The 16,194-nt window shown below is 57.0% G+C and carries 15 protein-coding genes; 11 read left to right on the plus strand and 4 right to left on the minus strand.

The annotated features are described in order from the left end of the window. The first annotated feature begins 258 nt into the window (after positions 1–258). The 5 genes from AO242_RS08160 (at position 259) to AO242_RS08180 (ending at position 6,944) form a co-directional block, all read left to right on the plus strand. Positions 259–1,485, plus strand: coding sequence for an RtcB family protein (locus tag AO242_RS08160; protein ID WP_027901465.1), 1,227 nt, complete (start codon positions 259–261; stop codon positions 1,483–1,485). A 4-nt stretch (positions 1,486–1,489) separates the two neighbouring features. Next, positions 1,490–2,830 carry a HEAT repeat domain-containing protein gene (locus AO242_RS08165; RefSeq protein WP_099268324.1) on the plus strand — a complete coding sequence of 447 codons (1,341 nt, stop codon included), beginning with the start codon at positions 1,490–1,492 and terminating at the stop codon, positions 2,828–2,830. Positions 2,831–2,860: 30 nt separating this feature from the next. After that, positions 2,861–3,655: a nucleotidyltransferase domain-containing protein gene (locus AO242_RS08170; protein WP_099268345.1), complete on the plus strand. Its 795-nt coding sequence runs from the start codon at positions 2,861–2,863 to the stop codon at positions 3,653–3,655. A gap of 24 nt (positions 3,656–3,679) precedes the next feature. Continuing rightward, positions 3,680–4,708 carry an RNA 3'-terminal phosphate cyclase gene (rtcA, locus tag AO242_RS08175; protein ID WP_099268325.1) on the plus strand — a complete coding sequence of 343 codons (1,029 nt, stop codon included), beginning with the start codon at positions 3,680–3,682 and terminating at the stop codon, positions 4,706–4,708. Between the two features lie 136 nt (positions 4,709–4,844). After that, positions 4,845–6,944, plus strand: coding sequence for a TonB-dependent siderophore receptor (locus AO242_RS08180; protein ID WP_099268326.1), 2,100 nt, complete (start codon positions 4,845–4,847; stop codon positions 6,942–6,944). Positions 6,945–7,007: 63 nt separating this feature from the next. Here AO242_RS08180 and AO242_RS08185 read toward each other — a convergent pair whose 3' ends face one another. Further along, a complete protein-coding gene (locus AO242_RS08185; RefSeq protein WP_099268327.1) occupies positions 7,008–7,655 on the minus strand; it encodes a flagellar biosynthesis protein in 648 nt (215 codons plus the stop codon). Between the two features lie 194 nt (positions 7,656–7,849). Here AO242_RS08185 and AO242_RS08190 point away from each other — a divergent pair, with 194 nt between their 5' ends. The 4 genes from AO242_RS08190 to AO242_RS08205 all read left to right on the plus strand — a co-directional run bounded on the left by AO242_RS08190 (position 7,850) and on the right by AO242_RS08205 (position 10,847). Then, on the plus strand, positions 7,850–8,284 hold the full coding sequence (locus AO242_RS08190) for a GNAT family N-acetyltransferase (protein WP_099268328.1): 435 nt from the start codon (positions 7,850–7,852) through the stop codon (positions 8,282–8,284). An 88-nt stretch (positions 8,285–8,372) separates the two neighbouring features. Beyond that, positions 8,373–8,633 (plus strand): hypothetical protein, encoded by a 261-nt coding sequence (locus tag AO242_RS08195; protein ID WP_027901457.1) that lies wholly within the window; start codon positions 8,373–8,375, stop codon positions 8,631–8,633. Positions 8,634–8,871: 238 nt separating this feature from the next. Then, positions 8,872–9,609, plus strand: coding sequence for an SDR family oxidoreductase (locus AO242_RS08200; RefSeq protein ID WP_099268329.1), 738 nt, complete (start codon positions 8,872–8,874; stop codon positions 9,607–9,609). Between the two features lie 140 nt (positions 9,610–9,749). Further along, positions 9,750–10,847, plus strand: coding sequence for an SMP-30/gluconolactonase/LRE family protein (locus AO242_RS08205; protein ID WP_099268330.1), 1,098 nt, complete (start codon positions 9,750–9,752; stop codon positions 10,845–10,847). Positions 10,848–10,990: 143 nt separating this feature from the next. On the opposite strand, the gene AO242_RS08210 is transcribed toward AO242_RS08205, so the two are convergent. From AO242_RS08210 to AO242_RS08220, 3 genes are all read right to left on the minus strand, one after another. Continuing rightward, positions 10,991–11,320, minus strand: coding sequence for a hypothetical protein (locus tag AO242_RS08210; protein ID WP_027899337.1), 330 nt, complete (start codon positions 11,318–11,320; stop codon positions 10,991–10,993). A 111-nt stretch (positions 11,321–11,431) separates the two neighbouring features. Beyond that, positions 11,432–12,262, minus strand: coding sequence for a DUF1206 domain-containing protein (locus AO242_RS08215; RefSeq protein WP_027899336.1), 831 nt, complete (start codon positions 12,260–12,262; stop codon positions 11,432–11,434). Between the two features lie 471 nt (positions 12,263–12,733). Next, the gene (locus AO242_RS08220; protein WP_099268331.1) at positions 12,734–13,819 is read right to left on the minus strand and encodes a tartrate dehydrogenase; all 1,086 of its coding nucleotides are present in this window, start codon (positions 13,817–13,819) and stop codon (positions 12,734–12,736) included. Positions 13,820–13,927: 108 nt separating this feature from the next. Between AO242_RS08220 and AO242_RS08225 the strand changes: the two genes are divergently transcribed. Both AO242_RS08225 and AO242_RS08230 read left to right on the plus strand, forming a co-directional pair. Continuing rightward, complete coding sequence (locus AO242_RS08225; protein WP_099268332.1) at positions 13,928–14,842, plus strand: LysR substrate-binding domain-containing protein; 915 nt, start codon at positions 13,928–13,930, stop codon at positions 14,840–14,842. 305 nt (positions 14,843–15,147) lie between these two features. Further along, positions 15,148–16,185: an ABC transporter substrate-binding protein gene (locus AO242_RS08230; RefSeq protein ID WP_099268333.1), complete on the plus strand. Its 1,038-nt coding sequence runs from the start codon at positions 15,148–15,150 to the stop codon at positions 16,183–16,185. Positions 16,186–16,194 lie beyond the last annotated feature (9 nt).

Genomic DNA, 16,194 nt, shown 5'->3' on the forward strand with positions numbered 1-16,194 from the left:
AAAGATAAGACGCGATACAGCAGGATAGATAAATCGGGCCTGAACTGTCTTGTGTTTTTGCACATTTGCCCGTTTAAAAATATATTTCTATTAAAAACAATTAGTTATAAAAGATTGCATGCCTTCTTCTAGATGTTGGCATGCCCGCTGCAATTACCTGTTCATAGCAAGGGGCAGTTGTAGCGCTGAACGCCAACCGCCGGAATGCAATCCAGGCCCATCTTTATGAATAGCGGCCATTGAATAGAAGTAGAGATCATGGAAACGAACACCTACCAACTGCTGGAAGTCATCAACGGCAAACCCATCAAAATGTGGACCGAGGGCGTGCCGGTAGAGAACGAAGCCAAAGAGCAATTGATGAATACGGCGCGCATGCCGTTCATTTTCAAACACATGGCCGTCATGCCTGACGTTCATCTGGGCAAGGGGTCCACGATCGGCAGTGTGATTCCGACGGTGGGGGCGATCATTCCGGCGGCTGTCGGTGTGGATATCGGCTGCGGCATGATTGCCGCGCGAACCTCGCTCACGGCGGCGGACCTGCCGGACAACCTGGCCGGGCTGCGCAGCGCCATTGAGAAAGCGGTGCCCCATGGCCGGACGTCGACTCGTTCCCGTCGGGACAAAGGCGCCTGGGACGAAATCCCGCAACAGGCGGATAACGTGTGGGGCGCGCTGTATCCGCGCTTCAAATTGATCACCGATAAATACCCTTCGCTGGCTAACACCAACAACCGCCAGCATCTGGGAACGCTGGGCACCGGCAACCACTTCATCGAGGTCTGCCTGGACGAGGCCAACCGTGTCTGGTTCATGTTGCACAGCGGCTCCCGCGGGGTAGGGAACGCCATCGGTAACCTGTTCATTCAGATGGCCCAGGCAGACATGCGGCAGCACATTGCGGATCTGCCGCATCGTGATCTGGCCTATTTCGAAGAGGGCAGTCAGCACTTCGATGATTATGTGGAAGCCGTGGGATGGGCGCAGGATTTTGCCCGGCAGAACAGAGAACTGATGATGCAGGCGGTGATTCAGGCCACACGTCAGGTGATCAGCAAACCGTTTCAAGTGGCGCTGGAAGCCGTCAACTGCCACCACAACTACGTGCAAAAAGAGCAGCATTTTGGGGAAGAGGTGCTGATCACCCGCAAAGGTGCGGTGTCGGCGAAGAAGGGCGAACTGGGGATTATCCCCGGCTCCATGGGCGCCAAGAGCTTCATCGTCCGGGGTTTGGGCAATGAAGAGGCTTTCTGCTCTTGCAGCCACGGTGCCGGGCGCACCATGAGCCGGACCAGAGCAAAGAACACGTTCACTGTGGAAGACCAGATTCGCGCCACGGCTCACGTTGAGTGCCGCAAGGACGCCGCAGTGATCGACGAAATTCCAATGGCCTACAAAGACATCGATAAGGTCATGCACGCCCAGCGTGAGTTGGTGGAAGTGCTGCATACCTTGCGACAGGTCGTATGCGTTAAAGGATAGGGCGATGAATGAGGTGATGACGTTCGAACACTTGCGAGACTGGCATTACCAGCTGACTGACCACGAGGCCAGGTATGTTCGGGAAATCCAGGAAACTCATGATGCGGCCAGAGCCCTGGTGGCGCTGAGCCGGTTCGGTAATGGTTTTGTCCGGGAAGCGGCCGTGCAAAGGCTTGCCGGGCAGGCCTCCACTGAGGCGCTGCTCGCGATCCTGGAGCGCTTGAATGATTGGGTGCCGCAGGTCAGGCAACAGGCAGAAAAGGCGCTTGAGCAGTTTCTGGTTATCGAGCGGGTTGACCTGCTACTGCAAGCCCTGACGCCGCTGTTGGCCTTGGGAAACAAGCAGCGCGTTGATCATCGCGACACCTTGCTCAAGGCCCGCAGCCTGTTATCACTGCCGCAATTGCGGGAACAGGTCGGGCAAGCGTTTGCTTCATGCCGCGGCAAGGCGGCGCGGTTTGTCTTCGATCTGTTGCTTGAGCATTGTGTGGATCGGCCGTCGTTTCTGGCTGCCACGTTGACGCACGAGGACGTCACGGTCAGGCAAAAGGCCGTCACTGCCTGCGCTGACTTGCCGACAACAGACGCTGTGCCGTTGCTTGAACGAGCACTGCAATCATCGGCGGCCAGTCTGCGCGTGCAAGCGCTGCGGGGCTTGTTGAGCGTGCTGGAGGATCCGCGTGAGCATTTGCAGGCTGGCCTGCTCGATGGCTCCTCGGCCGTTCGCTATCTGGCTCGATGGGCTGCGCCGCGTCACGCCGTAGACAGCCGGGAAGTATTGCTGTCGCGACTGGAGAAGGACGTTCCGTCCAGCAAGCGCGAATGGCTGGGGTTGCTCGGGCTGGCGAAAGAGCTGGATGAGCCACTGCCTGCTTCGGTGTTGCAAGCTGCATTGGAGTCGCCTGTCGCCGTTGTTCGTGTGCAGGCGCTGCAATTGTTGGGGGAAGCGGGGCTGGAGCGGCAACTTGCGGCGCTGGACGATCAGTCTGACAAGGTGTTCCGCGGCGCGGTGCAGCTGTTGAGTCACCAGACCTGGTCGCGGTTCGATGCGCAACTCGATCAGCGCCTGGACAGCGACTGGCATGTCCTGAGTGATCAGCGTCGTGGGGCGTTATTGGGCCTGAAGCCCGTGTGGCTTCAGTTGCAGTATCTGCTGCGACGTTACGATCAGGCCACGGTGGATGCTGATGCCTGGCTAAATCATATCGTCCTCTGGTGTGACGCTCAGTACACGCTGGTGGATCCGGTTACGCCGAAAGCGCAGCGCGAGGCGCTATTGCAGCGTTTACAGACTATGGAAGATTCAGGTGATTTGAAGTCAGGCGCGGTACGTCGCCTGCGTTAAATATGAAACATGAAGGACAGGATTATGGAAATGGAAGATGCAGTCGCTCATCCCCTCAGCAGCGCCATGCGCGAACGGGTGCTGGATGAGCTGAAGCGCATAGAGCGCGAGCATAACGTCACAGTGCTGTATGCCTGTGAATCAGGCAGTCGCGCCTGGGGTTTTGCGTCCACTGACAGCGATTACGATGTACGTTTTGTGTACGTCGAGCGCCCGGAATGGTTCGTTCAGGTCGACGCGCCTCGGGATGTAATCGAGCGCCCGCTGGATGACGAACTGGACATCAGTGGCTGGGAGTTGCGCAAGACCCTTGGCCTGCTGCGCAAGTCCAATCCGACGTTGCTGGAATGGCTCGACTCGCCGCTGGTTTATCGCAGCGAAGCTGATGCGACCCGGCGTCTGCGCGAGTTGGCGGAGGCGTTCTACAGTCCGCCAGCAGCACGTAATCATTACCTGTCGATGGCGAAGAAGAATTTTCGCGGTTATCTGCAAGGTGACGAGGTGCGGCTCAAGAAGTACTTCTACGTGCTTCGTCCGTTGCTGGCGGTGCGCTGGATCGACCAGGGCAGGGGAAGGCCGCCCATGACGTTCGCGGACTTGTTGACCACGGTTGACGATCAAGCGCTGCTTGATGAAGTTGCCGAGCTGCTGGTTCTCAAGCGCAATGCCGATGAGGCCGCTTATGGCCCGCGTCGAGTCGCGTTGCATGCCTTCATCACGGCAGAGCTTGGGCGTCCGGTGCCCGTGCTGAAGCGAACGGTTGAAGACAATGGATTACTGGACGAATACCTGCGGCAAATGGTTCGGCACTATTCAGAAGGGTGAAACACACGCAGAAGGGTGAAACAGATGAAGCAGGACATGGTTGAACTGGACGGATCCATTGGCGGCGGTCAGGTGTTGCGCAGTGCCTTGAGCTTGTCGATGCTGACCGGTCGGACGTTACAGATCGAAAACATCAGGGCCCGGCGCAGCCGTCCGGGATTGCTGCGCCAACACCTGACCGCTGTGCTTGCCGCTGCGCAGGTCTGTGGGGCCAGCGTCTCGGGTGCGGAGTTGGGTTCCCAGCGTCTGCGTTTCGAGCCAGGCATTGTTCGTGGTGGCGATTACCGTTTCGCCATTGGTACGGCCGGAAGTTGCACGTTGGTGCTGCAGACCTTGCTGCCCGCGTTGTTACAGGCGTCGGAGCCGAGCAGGGTGACGATCTCCGGTGGCACTCACAACCCGATGGCGCCGCCGGCGGACTTTATAGAGCGAGCGTGGCTGCCTCAATTGCGGCGCATGGGCGCTGGCGTGGAGCTGAACCTGTTGCGTCACGGGTTTGTACCGGCCGGTGGCGGTGAGCTGGAAGTGCATATCAAGCCCTCGATGCTGAAGCCGTTGCATCTGACGGATCGAGGCAGGTTGCTTGAATCGCGGGCTATCGCATTGATCGCCGGGCTGGCCAGGCAGGTTGCAGAACGTGAACTGCTGCACGCCGGGACGAGTCTCGATATCGCCTCTGAAGCCCGGCACTGTGTGGTGCTGGCTGATGAGCGTGGCCCGGGTAACGTCCTGATGCTGGAGTTCGCCTGCGAACAGGTCACTGAGCTGTTCAGTGCTTTTGGTCAGTCAAGAGTGCGTGCCGAGGTGGTGGCGCAAGGTGGGGTAGAGCAGGCCCGGCACTGGCTGGGCAGCCCTGCGGCCGTCGGCGAGCATTTGGCAGATCAATTGCTGCTACCCATGGCAATCGCGGGTGCTGGAAGCTTCACCACGCCCTCAATGACGGAGCATTTGCAGAGCAACATTTCTGTCATTGAGCGCTTTCTGGCGGTGCGTTTCGACTGCCAGCTACAGGCTGAAAACCTGCTGCGGGTGGAGTGCCATTCACTTGGATAGGGTCAGGTTTCCCGTCAAAACGTCCTGCGACGATCCGTCCATTTTGACAGCAGGCAAAGAGCTACACATTTGGTAACCGTTCGTAGATAATAACAATTCCCATTAATACCCGGAATTGTTCTCTGTGTTCATCCCAATGCGTCGCGCCTATTGCGTTTCCCTGGCTTTCGGTTGTGTGTTGCTGCCTGCCTTCTCCCACGCTGAAGACACCGTTACCGAGCTGCCTGCCACCGATATTCAGGCCGCAGGCGATATCGAGAGCAGCCCTTATGTGCGCTCTACCAGCAGCACCGCAAGCAAATCGGAAGTGCCGATCAGGGATGAAGCACAGTCAGTGAACGTGGTCACCCAGCAGACCCTTGACGATTTTCAGGTCAAGTCGCTGGACGATGCGATGAAGTTTGTCAGCGGGGTGTCGCAGTCCAACACTCTGGGCAATACCAAGGACGCGCTGATCAAGCGTGGCTTCGGCACCAACGATGACGGGGCCATTTTGCGTGACGGTATTCGCTCGGTGGTAGGGCATAACCTTGGGGCTACCACTGATCACGTTGAAGTGTTGAAGGGGCCAGCGTCGCTGTTGTACGGCGCAATCGAACCGGGCGGTTTGATCAACGTCGTCAGCAAGCAGCCGCAATATACCCGCAGCACCACCATCACCGGCTCTGGTTACAGCGAAGGCGGCGGCACGTTCAGCGTTGACACCACTGGGCCGATTGAAGATACCGGGCTTGCTTACCGGCTGGTTGCCGAGCGCGGCCACGAAGACTACTGGCGCAACTACGGGGTCAACGAGCACACGCTCGTGGCTCCTTCCCTGAGCTGGACAGGCGAGCGCGCCAAGCTGACCCTGGCTTACGAATATAACGACTATTCCAGCCCGTTCGACCGCGGCACCGTGTTCGCCAATGGCAGGCCGGCAGCGGCAAGCTACAAGGATCGCCTGGATGAACGCTGGGCGAAGACCGTCGGCATCAGCGAAACCGCCACCGCGAAGTTTGAATACCAGCTTAATGACGACTGGAAGACCCGAGTGACGTATGGCTGGAACAATGATCGGTATAGTCTGGCGATTGCGCAGCCCGGTAGGTTGACTGGAAGCAGCCTGGCACGCACCGCCAACGGGGGACACTACGATTACGAAACTCGGTATACCAGTCTGGATTTCATCGGCGAGCAGCAGTTGTTCGGCCAGCGCCATGACATTTTGGTGGGAGTGGATAACGAAGCGCTAGACAAGTATCGAGGCAAGACCTATCGCAATAGGGCTGGTGCGCCAATCGACATCAATGACCCGCAATATGGGCGTCTGGATGAGCCTAGCCTTGTCAGTCCAACTCAAAGTAATGCCCGCAATGAGCTGACTTCCACGTCCGTTTACTTCAAGGACAACTGGCATTTGAATGACCAGTGGATTCTGGTCTTTGGTGGGCGTCAGCAGCACTACGATCAATACAGTGATCAGGGGTTGGTTACCCGCGTAGTGGGTCGTGACGACAATGGCGACGCCTTCGTTCCGTTTGTCGGTGTCGTCTATCAACCCACCGAAGCGCTTTCGCTATATGGCAACTACAGCGAATCGTTTGTACCTAACGAAACCGTCTCGGATGACAACAAAACCTTTGATCCCGAAGAGGGCCGCAGCTACGAAGTTGGCCTCAAGTACAATCCTTCGGATCGGCTGAACGTCAACGTTGCTGTGTTTGATATCGTCAAGAAAAACGTGGTGACTCCCGTCACGGTAGGTACCATTACCACCAATGAGCTGACAGGCAAAGCAGGCTCCAGAGGCCTGGAACTCGACGTCACAGGCAAACTGGCCGAGCGCTGGGACATGATCGGCACCTACGCCTATACCCACACTGAAGTGCTTGATGATGCGCAGGCTAAAGGCAAGCGCCTGACCAACGCGCCGATGCATACCGCCAGCCTGTATCTGACACACCACCTGGCTTTCCCTGAGCAGACCGGGCAATGGCATGTTGGTGGAGGCGCACGTTATGTGGGCGAGCGCGCAGGTGACAAAGAAAATACTTTCTTCATGGACAGCTACACCGTTGCTGACGCTTTCCTGCGTTGGGACCTGCCAACCAAAGACTACAAGACCCGTTTGCAGTTGAACGTCGATAACCTCTTCGACAAAGAGTACTACCCGTCAGGTACGGGCAGCAGCGAAGTACAGATCAACGTCGGTGAAGCGCGTACTGCGCGTTTGACTGCCAGCGTAACGTTCTAACTGCGCTTGATCCCTGGGAACTGTCGGCATTGCACCTGACAGTTCCCGGATTGCCCTACCGTTTTACTTCTTGCAGGACCCTTTGGCGCACAGTTCTTTGACTGTTGCCTCGGTGATCGCCTGTAGACCTTCTTCGGTGATGACTTTCCAGTCACTCTCCACGACCAGTTGCATGGATTCACGCTTGTCAGTGATGAGACTGATTGGGGAAGGCTGACCCGTTGAGGTGATGTTCAGGCGCGCCTTGTTGTTGACGGCAATTGAAAACGCACCGGGCGAAAACCACGACCAGAATTCTGTGATATGCACGGTCACGGCCTGGGCTTCACCATTCTTTTCTGCAGCCTCAACCACTTGATAACCGGCCTTTCGATAGCCCTCAGCGACGCTTTTGGCAATGAGCTGAGAAACGGTTTTGCCTTCAGGAAGCAGCACGTCACCCATGGCCATACCGTAACTGTTGCGCTTTCTGCCGATGGCGCGCTCAGTGATTTTCTTGTCGGAGATTTCTTCAGCGTTTTTCAGTGACGGGGTATCGGCCTGCTTTGGTGCGGTTTCGAAACGACGCTCATCAATCGCGCTAATCGTCACCTTCTGACCTGTACCATTTGCACTTTGTGGCGTCTGTACCTCTATGACAGAGCGGCTGCTGACACAGCCAAAAAGTACGGTGGAAAACATCAGCAGGGCGGCGATTTTCAGGTGTTTCATGACGGCTCCAGTCATTGTTTCTATCCATTGTTAATGCGCGTACTGCCACTTCGGGTGGCTATGCGGTGATGTCATTGTGCCTTTTTTAGCGTCGGCATCATGTCCATTCCTTACCCGCAGCACAAGTGCAACATTACCGTCCCGGATTTCTGCTAGCCTCGTCCGCCGACATCCATGCCTGACGAGCGCTATCAATGTTCACCATCCGCACCATGACCATGGACGACTACGACGCAGTCATTGCGCTCATGAGCAGCACCCCCGGTGTCTCGGTCAGGGACGCAGACTCTCGCGATTCGACCTCCAGGTATCTGCAACGCAACCCCGGAATGAGCTTCGTTGCTGAAGTGGATTCCGTACTGGTGGGTTGCGTGATGTGCGGCCACGATGGGCGACGAGGGTATTTGCAGCATTTGCTGGTGCTGGATGATTATCGGCGCCAGGGCATTGCCAATCAGTTGGTGGAGCGCTGCCTTGCAAGTCTCGAACGGGAAGGCATTTTCAAGTGCCACATCGATGTCTTGAAAACCAATCACACTGCCGCCGATTATTGGGTCAGGCAAGGTTGGCAACTAAGGACAGACATTGACCGCTACTCTTTCATCCGGACCGGTAACGACAACGCGTGATGTATGTAGGGAACGTGCTGCTTGTATGGAACCAACGCTCTAGCCTGCGGTTCGAAGCAGTACATTCTCAATCAGGGACATTCACCCCATGCTTAAAACTCTTGCCTACAGTCTGATGCTGGCTTCCACCATTGGCCTGGCCGCTTGCGATCCGAAATCCGAGGACAAGGCGCAGGAAGCCCAACAGCACGCTGAGAAAGCACAGGACAAAGCCGCCGATGCGGCCAAGGAAAATGCCAAGGCTGCAGAAGCGCAGGCCGAGTCCAAGGAAGCCAAGGCAGAAGAAGATAAAACCTTTGTGCCAACCACCCAGGTTCCAGAGTCGCTCAAGACACCTGAGAAGAACTGATAAACACCGTAGGACCGGCTTTAGCCGGGAGAGGGGCGTTAAATCCACCCTGTTTTCCGGTCAGGATAACGCTCTCCCGGCTAAAGCCCGGTCCTACAGCTATTCGTTTTTCTCCGCAAACCCCACCGCAGAATCAGGCAATCACTCCGAAGGATCGGTCTAATTGCTCCCGAGTTATCGCCTTACTCTGAATGCGTATCGAGCTACCCGGCTCATCACTCGGATAAGGACAATAATCATGTCGAACATCAAAAACAAAGTCGTGGTAATCACCGGCGCAAGCAGCGGTATTGGCGAAGCCACGGCGCGGCTGCTGGCCGAGAAGGGCGCGCACGTTGTGCTCGGTGCGCGGCGTACCGAGCGCTTGGCAGACCTCTGCAAAGAACTGGTTACCGCCGGTGGCAGCGCGCAGTATCAGGCCGTAGACGTGACCGATCGAGCCAATGTGCAAGCTTTCGTCGACTATGCCGTGAAGGAGTTTGGCCGCGTCGATGTGATCGTCAATAACGCGGGGGTCATGCCGCTGTCCAGGCTGGATGCGTTGAAAGTCTCCGAGTGGGATCAGATGATCGATGTCAACATTCGTGGCGTGTTGCACGGCATTGCGGCCGGCCTGCCACTGATGCAGAAGCAGCAATCCGGGCAGTTCATCAACATAGCTTCCATCGGTGCTTATGCGGTGAGCCCGACGGCGGCCGTCTACTGCGCAACCAAGTACGCCGTCAGGGCGATCTCCGAAGGCTTGCGTCAGGAAGCAGGGGCGGACATCCGCGTTACGGTGATTTCCCCGGGCGTCACCGAGTCCGAACTGGCCGACAGTATTTCTGATGAAGGCGGGCGCGCCGAAATGCGCGAGTTTCGCAAAATCGCCATCCCGGCACTGGCCATCGCCCGGGCAATTGCCTATGCCGTTGAGCAGCCAGCCGATGTCGATGTCAGTGAATTGATCGTTCGTCCTACTGCCAGTCCTTATTGATTTACCTGGTATCTGTAGTGGCTGCGAGGGTTTGCCGCGACGTTGATATCGGGCAAACCCTCGTCCTTAAAACTTGTACGATGACTTAAGCCGATGTACAACGAGCACCCCGTCCAACAATAAAATAACGGAGATGCACGATGGACTCATCGCAACGGGACACAAATGCCGACCACGGTCGCAGAGCATTCCTTAAAACGTCGCTGGCAGTATCCGCCGGTGTGGCGGCTCTGGGCAGCCTGGCGTTACCTCGATTGGCCAGTGCCGAGCCATTGAGTCAGCGTTATCCGGATCCGCTGGTCAACATCCTCGACGACAGCTTCATGGACCTGCGCATTTTCAATGCCAGCGTTGAGCGCCTGGCGACAGGCCTGCGCTGGGTAGAAGGCCCTGTCTGGGTGGGTGACGGTCGTTACTTGCTGTTCAGCGACATCCCCAACAACCGCATCATGCGCTGGGATGAAGTCACCGGTGGCCTGTCGGTGTATCGCGATAACTCCAACTTCTCCAACGGCATGTGCCGTGACCGTCAGGGTCGCCTACTGGTTTGCGAAGGCTCGACGACCAGCAAGGAAGGTCGCCGCGTGACCCGGACCGAGTACAACGGCAGCATCACCGTGCTGGCCGAAAACTACGAAGGCAAACCTTTCAACTCACCTAACGACATCGTCTGCAAACGCGATGGATCAGTGTGGTTCACCGATCCGCCGTTCCAGACGGGTAACAACTACGAAGGACACAAAGTCACCCCGGAATTGCCCCACGCGGTCTATCGCATTGATGGAGTGAGCGGCAAGGTCAGCCGGGTGATTGACGATCTGGCAGGGCCGAACGGTCTGTGTTTCTCTCCGGACGAGAAAACCCTCTACGTGGTTGAAGGTCGAGCCAAACCCAACCGGATCATCTGGGCCATTGCGGTCAACGATGACGGCACGCTGGGTTTGCGTCGCAAACACATTGAAGGGCTGGAGTTCGCCGGTATTGACGGCATCAAGTGCGATGAAAGCGGTAACTTGTGGTGTGGTTGGGGCAGTAACAGTGATCCCAAAGCCGACCCGGAAAAGCTCGATGGCGTTCGAGTGTTCAATCCGGATGGCAAAGCAATCGGTCACATTTCCTTGCCGGAGCGCTGCCCGAACCTGTGCTTTGGCGGGCGCGAAGGTAACCGGTTGTTCATGGCGGGCAGCCACTCGGTTTACTCGTTGTTCGTGAATACGCGCGGCGCGACGTTCGTTTGACTGGGGGACATGACACTGCGTTGTTATGCCGTAATTCGGTCTCTGTAGGAGCTGCCGAAGGCTGCGAAGCATTTCTCCTGACGCGCCGCCATCGCAGCCTTCGGCAGCTCCTACAGACCCGTGTTTGCACACCTCTCCTGGGATCAGCGTTTCGCCAGTTCGTGCTTGATGCACTGTTCGTAATAGGTTTGCTTGATGGCCGCAGGTTTGAGTCGCGAGGTGCTTTTATAAGTCTGCTCGGTAATACCCATGGCGGTCATGCGCATCCAGGGCTGTTTGAACTTGCGACCCTGCAATTTCTTGCGGGCGCCGTACAAAGTGATTCCGGCGAGTTTCGATTCCTGGGCGCCTGCGGCGATGCCCGACCCCCATGTGCAAATCGATCGACCGCTCTGAGTAACGTCCTTGGCTTGCGACGCCAGTGAAACGCTGGCCAGCGCGAGCGTCGCTACGGTCAATACAAGAATCCGCATAAATGCCAGCCCCTAAGCTTCTGAAAAGAAAGCAAGTTTGCCAAGCTCGCTAGGAGGCGAGGGGCCAGCAATAGGTATTATTTCGGAACAAATTCACCTGACGCTTAACGGTCAGTTGAAATGCCGGGTCACGGCATGCGGCGCATCGGGCACGTCCATATTGATCTTGCGCCAGGCTGCTTCGGCGAAGCTGTATACCGAAAATGCGATCAGTCCCAAGGCCACGATCATCAGCACGATGCCTCCAGCGGGAAGATCCTGCAGGCCGTTAAGCGCGTCTTTCAGACCCGGTGGGTGCATGGCCTGATAGCTTGAACCGCTGATGGCCAGCAACGCAGAGATTTCGATGAATGCCACACCTCGGGCAATCAGGCCGAATTGCGACACCGGACGGACGTAGCGCATGACTTCTTCGTCGGCTTCGAAGTACTTCTCGAAAGACGCCTTCCAGCCTTTGATGATGTGGGTGATGCCCACGCCGAGCGGCACCAGTGCCACCAGGTAAACAAGGATATTCGAATGATCCCAGGACAAAATTGTGGCAAGCAGGTCCTGGGTTTTGCCCCCTGAATCACCGGAGCTTTTGAGTGCGCTGATTAACAGACCCAAGGCAAAAAAGGCCAGTGCGCCGTAGGTCACGCCGCCAACCAGTAAGCCCGTACGAATCACCAGGCCTTTGAATTCTGTGCCGTGATGATCCACGTCCCGAGTGGCCTGCAGGATTCGCCAAGCTGCAAACGCCAACAGGCCTACTACGACAATAGCGACCATGACGTTGCCAAAAGGCTGACTCAACAGCGCTTCAAGGCTGCTATGGCTGTCTTTGGGCTGAGACGAACCCTGGGCGGCGAGCAGGGCAAAAATACCAATGATCAAATACACCACACCGCGAGCGGCATAGCCGCTTCGGGCAAGGAGAGTGAGGCTGCGTTGCGGGGACATAAAGGCGATCTTCCTGAAAGTGATACAGGAGCAGACCGATGTCGGCACGCGGGGTTCGGTTTAATTGGTGGGCAGCCGGTGCTGAACAAACCATCCCCGTGGAGCTCGCCCAGTGTCCCTGACACAACTCGGTTCCCATGTGGGAGCGGTGCTTGCCCGCGATACATGAGACGCAGCTCGAAGACATACCGCGTTAGTGTTTATCGTCGGAATGCCGCCCAGGGCAAGCACCGCACATGTTGGCGCTGATCTTCAGTTCATGATCGACCTGTGGGACCGGCCGGGGTGGCGCTCCACTTCATTCGGGAAGACTATTTCAGGCGGCAGAAAGGCGGCGAATGTCCCGGCCTCTTCGCGAATGAATTCGCTCCCACCAGGATCAACGCTTGCAGGCCAACATAGAATCTCCCCACACAAGATCGTATCTATCCAGTGGTTTGCGTTTTGTTCAATAGTAAATGCCGACTTTCCTTATCGCTCACACGCAGCCGCGATGGCTTTGCCCAGCGCTTCGGTATTGCCCTTGCCGCCAATATCAGCAGTCAGTGGTGCGTTTTCCGGTCCCATTGCCAACACAGTTTCAATCGCGGTTAGCACTGCCGCACCGGCCTCCGGATGGCCCAGATGCTCAAGCATCATCGCACCGCACCAGATTTGGCCGATCGGATTGGCAATGCCTTTGCCTGCGATGTCCGGAGCGGAGCCATGGACTGGCTCGAACAGGCTCGGGAAGTTGCGCTCAGGGTTAATGTTGGCCGAAGGCGCGATGCCGATGGTGCCCGTGCAGGCCGGACCCAGGTCGGAAAGGATATCGCCAAACAGGTTGCTGGCGACCACAACATCGAACCAGTCCGGATGCAGGACGAAGTTCGCGGTGAGGATATCGATGTGGTACTTGTCGACGTTCACATCCGGGTATTTCTTGCCCATTTCCACAACGCGCTCATCCCAGTACGGCATGGTGATCGCGATGCCGTTGGATTTGGTCGCAGACGTCAGGTGCTTTTTCGGACGGCTCTGGGCCAGGTCATAAGCGAATTTCAGGATACGGTCGACGCCCACCCGGGTCATGACGGTTTCCTGCAGGACGATTTCCCGGTCGGTGCCCGGGAACATCTTGCCGCCAACACTGGAGTATTCGCCCTCAGTGTTTTCACGCACCACCCAGAAGTCGATGTCACCCGGTTTGCGATTGGCCAACGGTGCTTTCACGCCAGGCATCAGGCGGCAAGGGCGCAGGTTCACGTACTGGTCGAACTCGCGGCGGAACTGCAGCAGCGAATCCCACAGGGAAATGTGATCAGGCACTACATCCGGCCAGCCCACTGCGCCGAAGTAAATCGCATCGTAGCCTTTGAGAATCTCGAACCAGTTGTCGGGCATCATTTTGCCGTGGGCCAGGTAGTAATCGGCACTGGCGAAGTCGAACCAGTCCCACTGCAACTCCAGGTTGTGCTGCGCGGCCACCACGTTCAGCACGCGAACGCCTTCGGGCATGACTTCCTTGCCTATGCCATCGCCAGGGATGACGGCAATTTTGTAATGGGCCTTGCTCATGAGTTTGGACTCCAGGGTTGATGGTGGACGAAGCTCAGTGTATGCAGTGTTTCTGCATTAATAATTAGTCAATCGCGAAAGCCATTCTTAGATTCAAGGAAACAATCGATGAGCATGATCGATGACCTGAGCTTCTTTCAGCAGGTGGCCACGCGGGGCAGCCTGACCGAAGTTGCACGGCAGATGGGGCTGTCGCTGCCCGCGGTGAGCAAGCGCTTGAGCCAATTGGAAGCCCGGCTTGGCGTGCAGTTGCTGCAGCGCACTACGCGCCGGTTATCGTTGACCCCGGAAGGCGTGCTCTATCTGGAGGGAGGGCGGCCGATCCTGCGGCAGCTCGAAGAGCTGGAAAGCGCCCTGAACAGTCGCCAGCCGACGTTGCATGGTCGTTTGCGAATCAACGCCACGCTGGGTTTCGGGCGACGGCATCTGGCACCGGTAGTATCCAGCTTTGCCCGGCTGCATCCTGAACTGGAGATTTCCCTGGAACTGACCAGCCAGCCGGTCAGTTTGCTCGATGATCAGTTCGACATCGGCGTGTTCATGGGCGAGCCTCCGGACTCGCGGCTGATCGGTATCCGTCTGCTGGAGAATCCACGGATTCTCTGTGCGTCACCTCACTATCTGGAAGGTCGGCCGAAGTTGACGCGTGTAGCGGATCTGGCCGAGCACAACTGCATCGTGCTGCGTCAGTTCGGCAGTGATTACGCGATCTGGCGTTTTCAGAAAGACGGCCAGGATTTCACCCATAAGGTCAGTGGCACGCTGTCGAGCAACGACGGGGAAGTGGCGATGAATCTGGCGCTTGACGGCCACGGTTTGATTTTGCGTTCCCGCTGGGATGTGCAGGCGCATCTGGAAAGTGGGCGGCTGGTGGCGGTACTGGACGATTATCAACCGCCGCGCGGCGATATCTATGCGATGTACCAGCACCGACGCCACATCCCCCAGCGCATCTCGCTGTTCACCCGGTACCTTGCGCAGGAACTGGCTAAACGACTCCCGTTTGCGGTGCCGGGATACTGAAGTCTAATGAGATCTGTTGGAGCGAGGCTTGCCCGCGAAGGCGTCAGGTCTGCTGATAGATGAATCGCTGCAAGCATAATTCGCGGGCAAGCCTCGCTCCAACAGTGGAGGTGGCAAGTCGCATAACGACAGATCATGTCAGTAATGATTATTGGTGCATTGCCGGACAGCCCCCGGGTCTTGTAACGTCCTGCCGACCCGCTCGGTAACAATAAAACTTAAACCTGAGCATGCGTTGGATTTGCAGGGTGTTCAGAAAAGGGTTTTTAAGCTGCCGAATCATTCTACGTTCAGGAAGATTTGCCATGAAAACCGTTTCATTGGGTTCAGTCTTATCCCTGTTGTGCGTTTCGATATCGTGCGCGATGTCGGTATCGGCAGAAGAAATCACCTTCGTTTCCCAAGGCGGGGTTTATCAGGAAGCCCAGACCAAGGCGATTCTTGATCCGGCAGCCAAGCGCCTGAACATCACCATCAAACAAGACAGCGTTCCCGATGCCTTGCCCATGGTCAAGGCTCAGGGATCGGCGGGCAAGCCGGTCTGGGACGTGATCGATACGCCGCCTTCCAACTGTATCCGCGGTGGCAACGAAGGGCTGATCGAAAAACTCGACCTGAGCAAGATGCCCAATGTTCAAGCTATGCCGGAGGCCTATCGCACGCCTTACTCAGTGGCTTATGAGTTCTATTCTTCAGTCCTGGGCTATAACACCAAAACATTGAAGAAGGTGCCGCAGAGCTGGGCCGACTTCTGGAATGTGAAGGATTTTCCGGGCACTCGCTCGTTACGCAACGACCCGATGGGGACCCTGGAGGCGGCATTGCTGTCGGACGGCGTGCCTCGTGACAAACTCTACCCGCTGGATGTTGATCGCGCCTACAAGCGGCTGGAGCAGATCAAACCGGATATCGCCGTGTGGTGGAGCTCCGGTGGGCAATCGGCACAACTGCTCAACGATGGCGAAGTCGACATGCTGATGATCTGGAACGGTCGCGCCAGTGCGGTTCGCAAGGACAATCCTGACGTCGCCTTTACCTATAACGACGGCATTCTGCAAAACACCCAATTGTGCATCCTCAAAGGCGCGCCGAACTACGCAACTGCTGTGAAGTTTGTCAACGAAGCGCTCTCACCGGACCTGCAGGCCAATCTGCCGATGTATATCGATTACGGGCCAGGTAACCCTGCTGCGTTTGGCACCGGCAAGTTGACTGCCGAGCGGGCCAAAGAGCTACCGAGCTCACCGGACAACGCCGCCAGGCAGGCATTGATGTCTGAAGAATGGTGGTCGTCGGCTGCGGGCATTGCGGCCAAGGATCGCTGGCTCAAGTTTGTTCAGTAGGTCGTCATC

It is taken from the genome of Pseudomonas sp. ICMP 561 (assembly GCF_002699985.1).
Taxonomy (GTDB): Bacteria; Pseudomonadota; Gammaproteobacteria; order Pseudomonadales; family Pseudomonadaceae; genus Aquipseudomonas; species Aquipseudomonas quasicaspiana.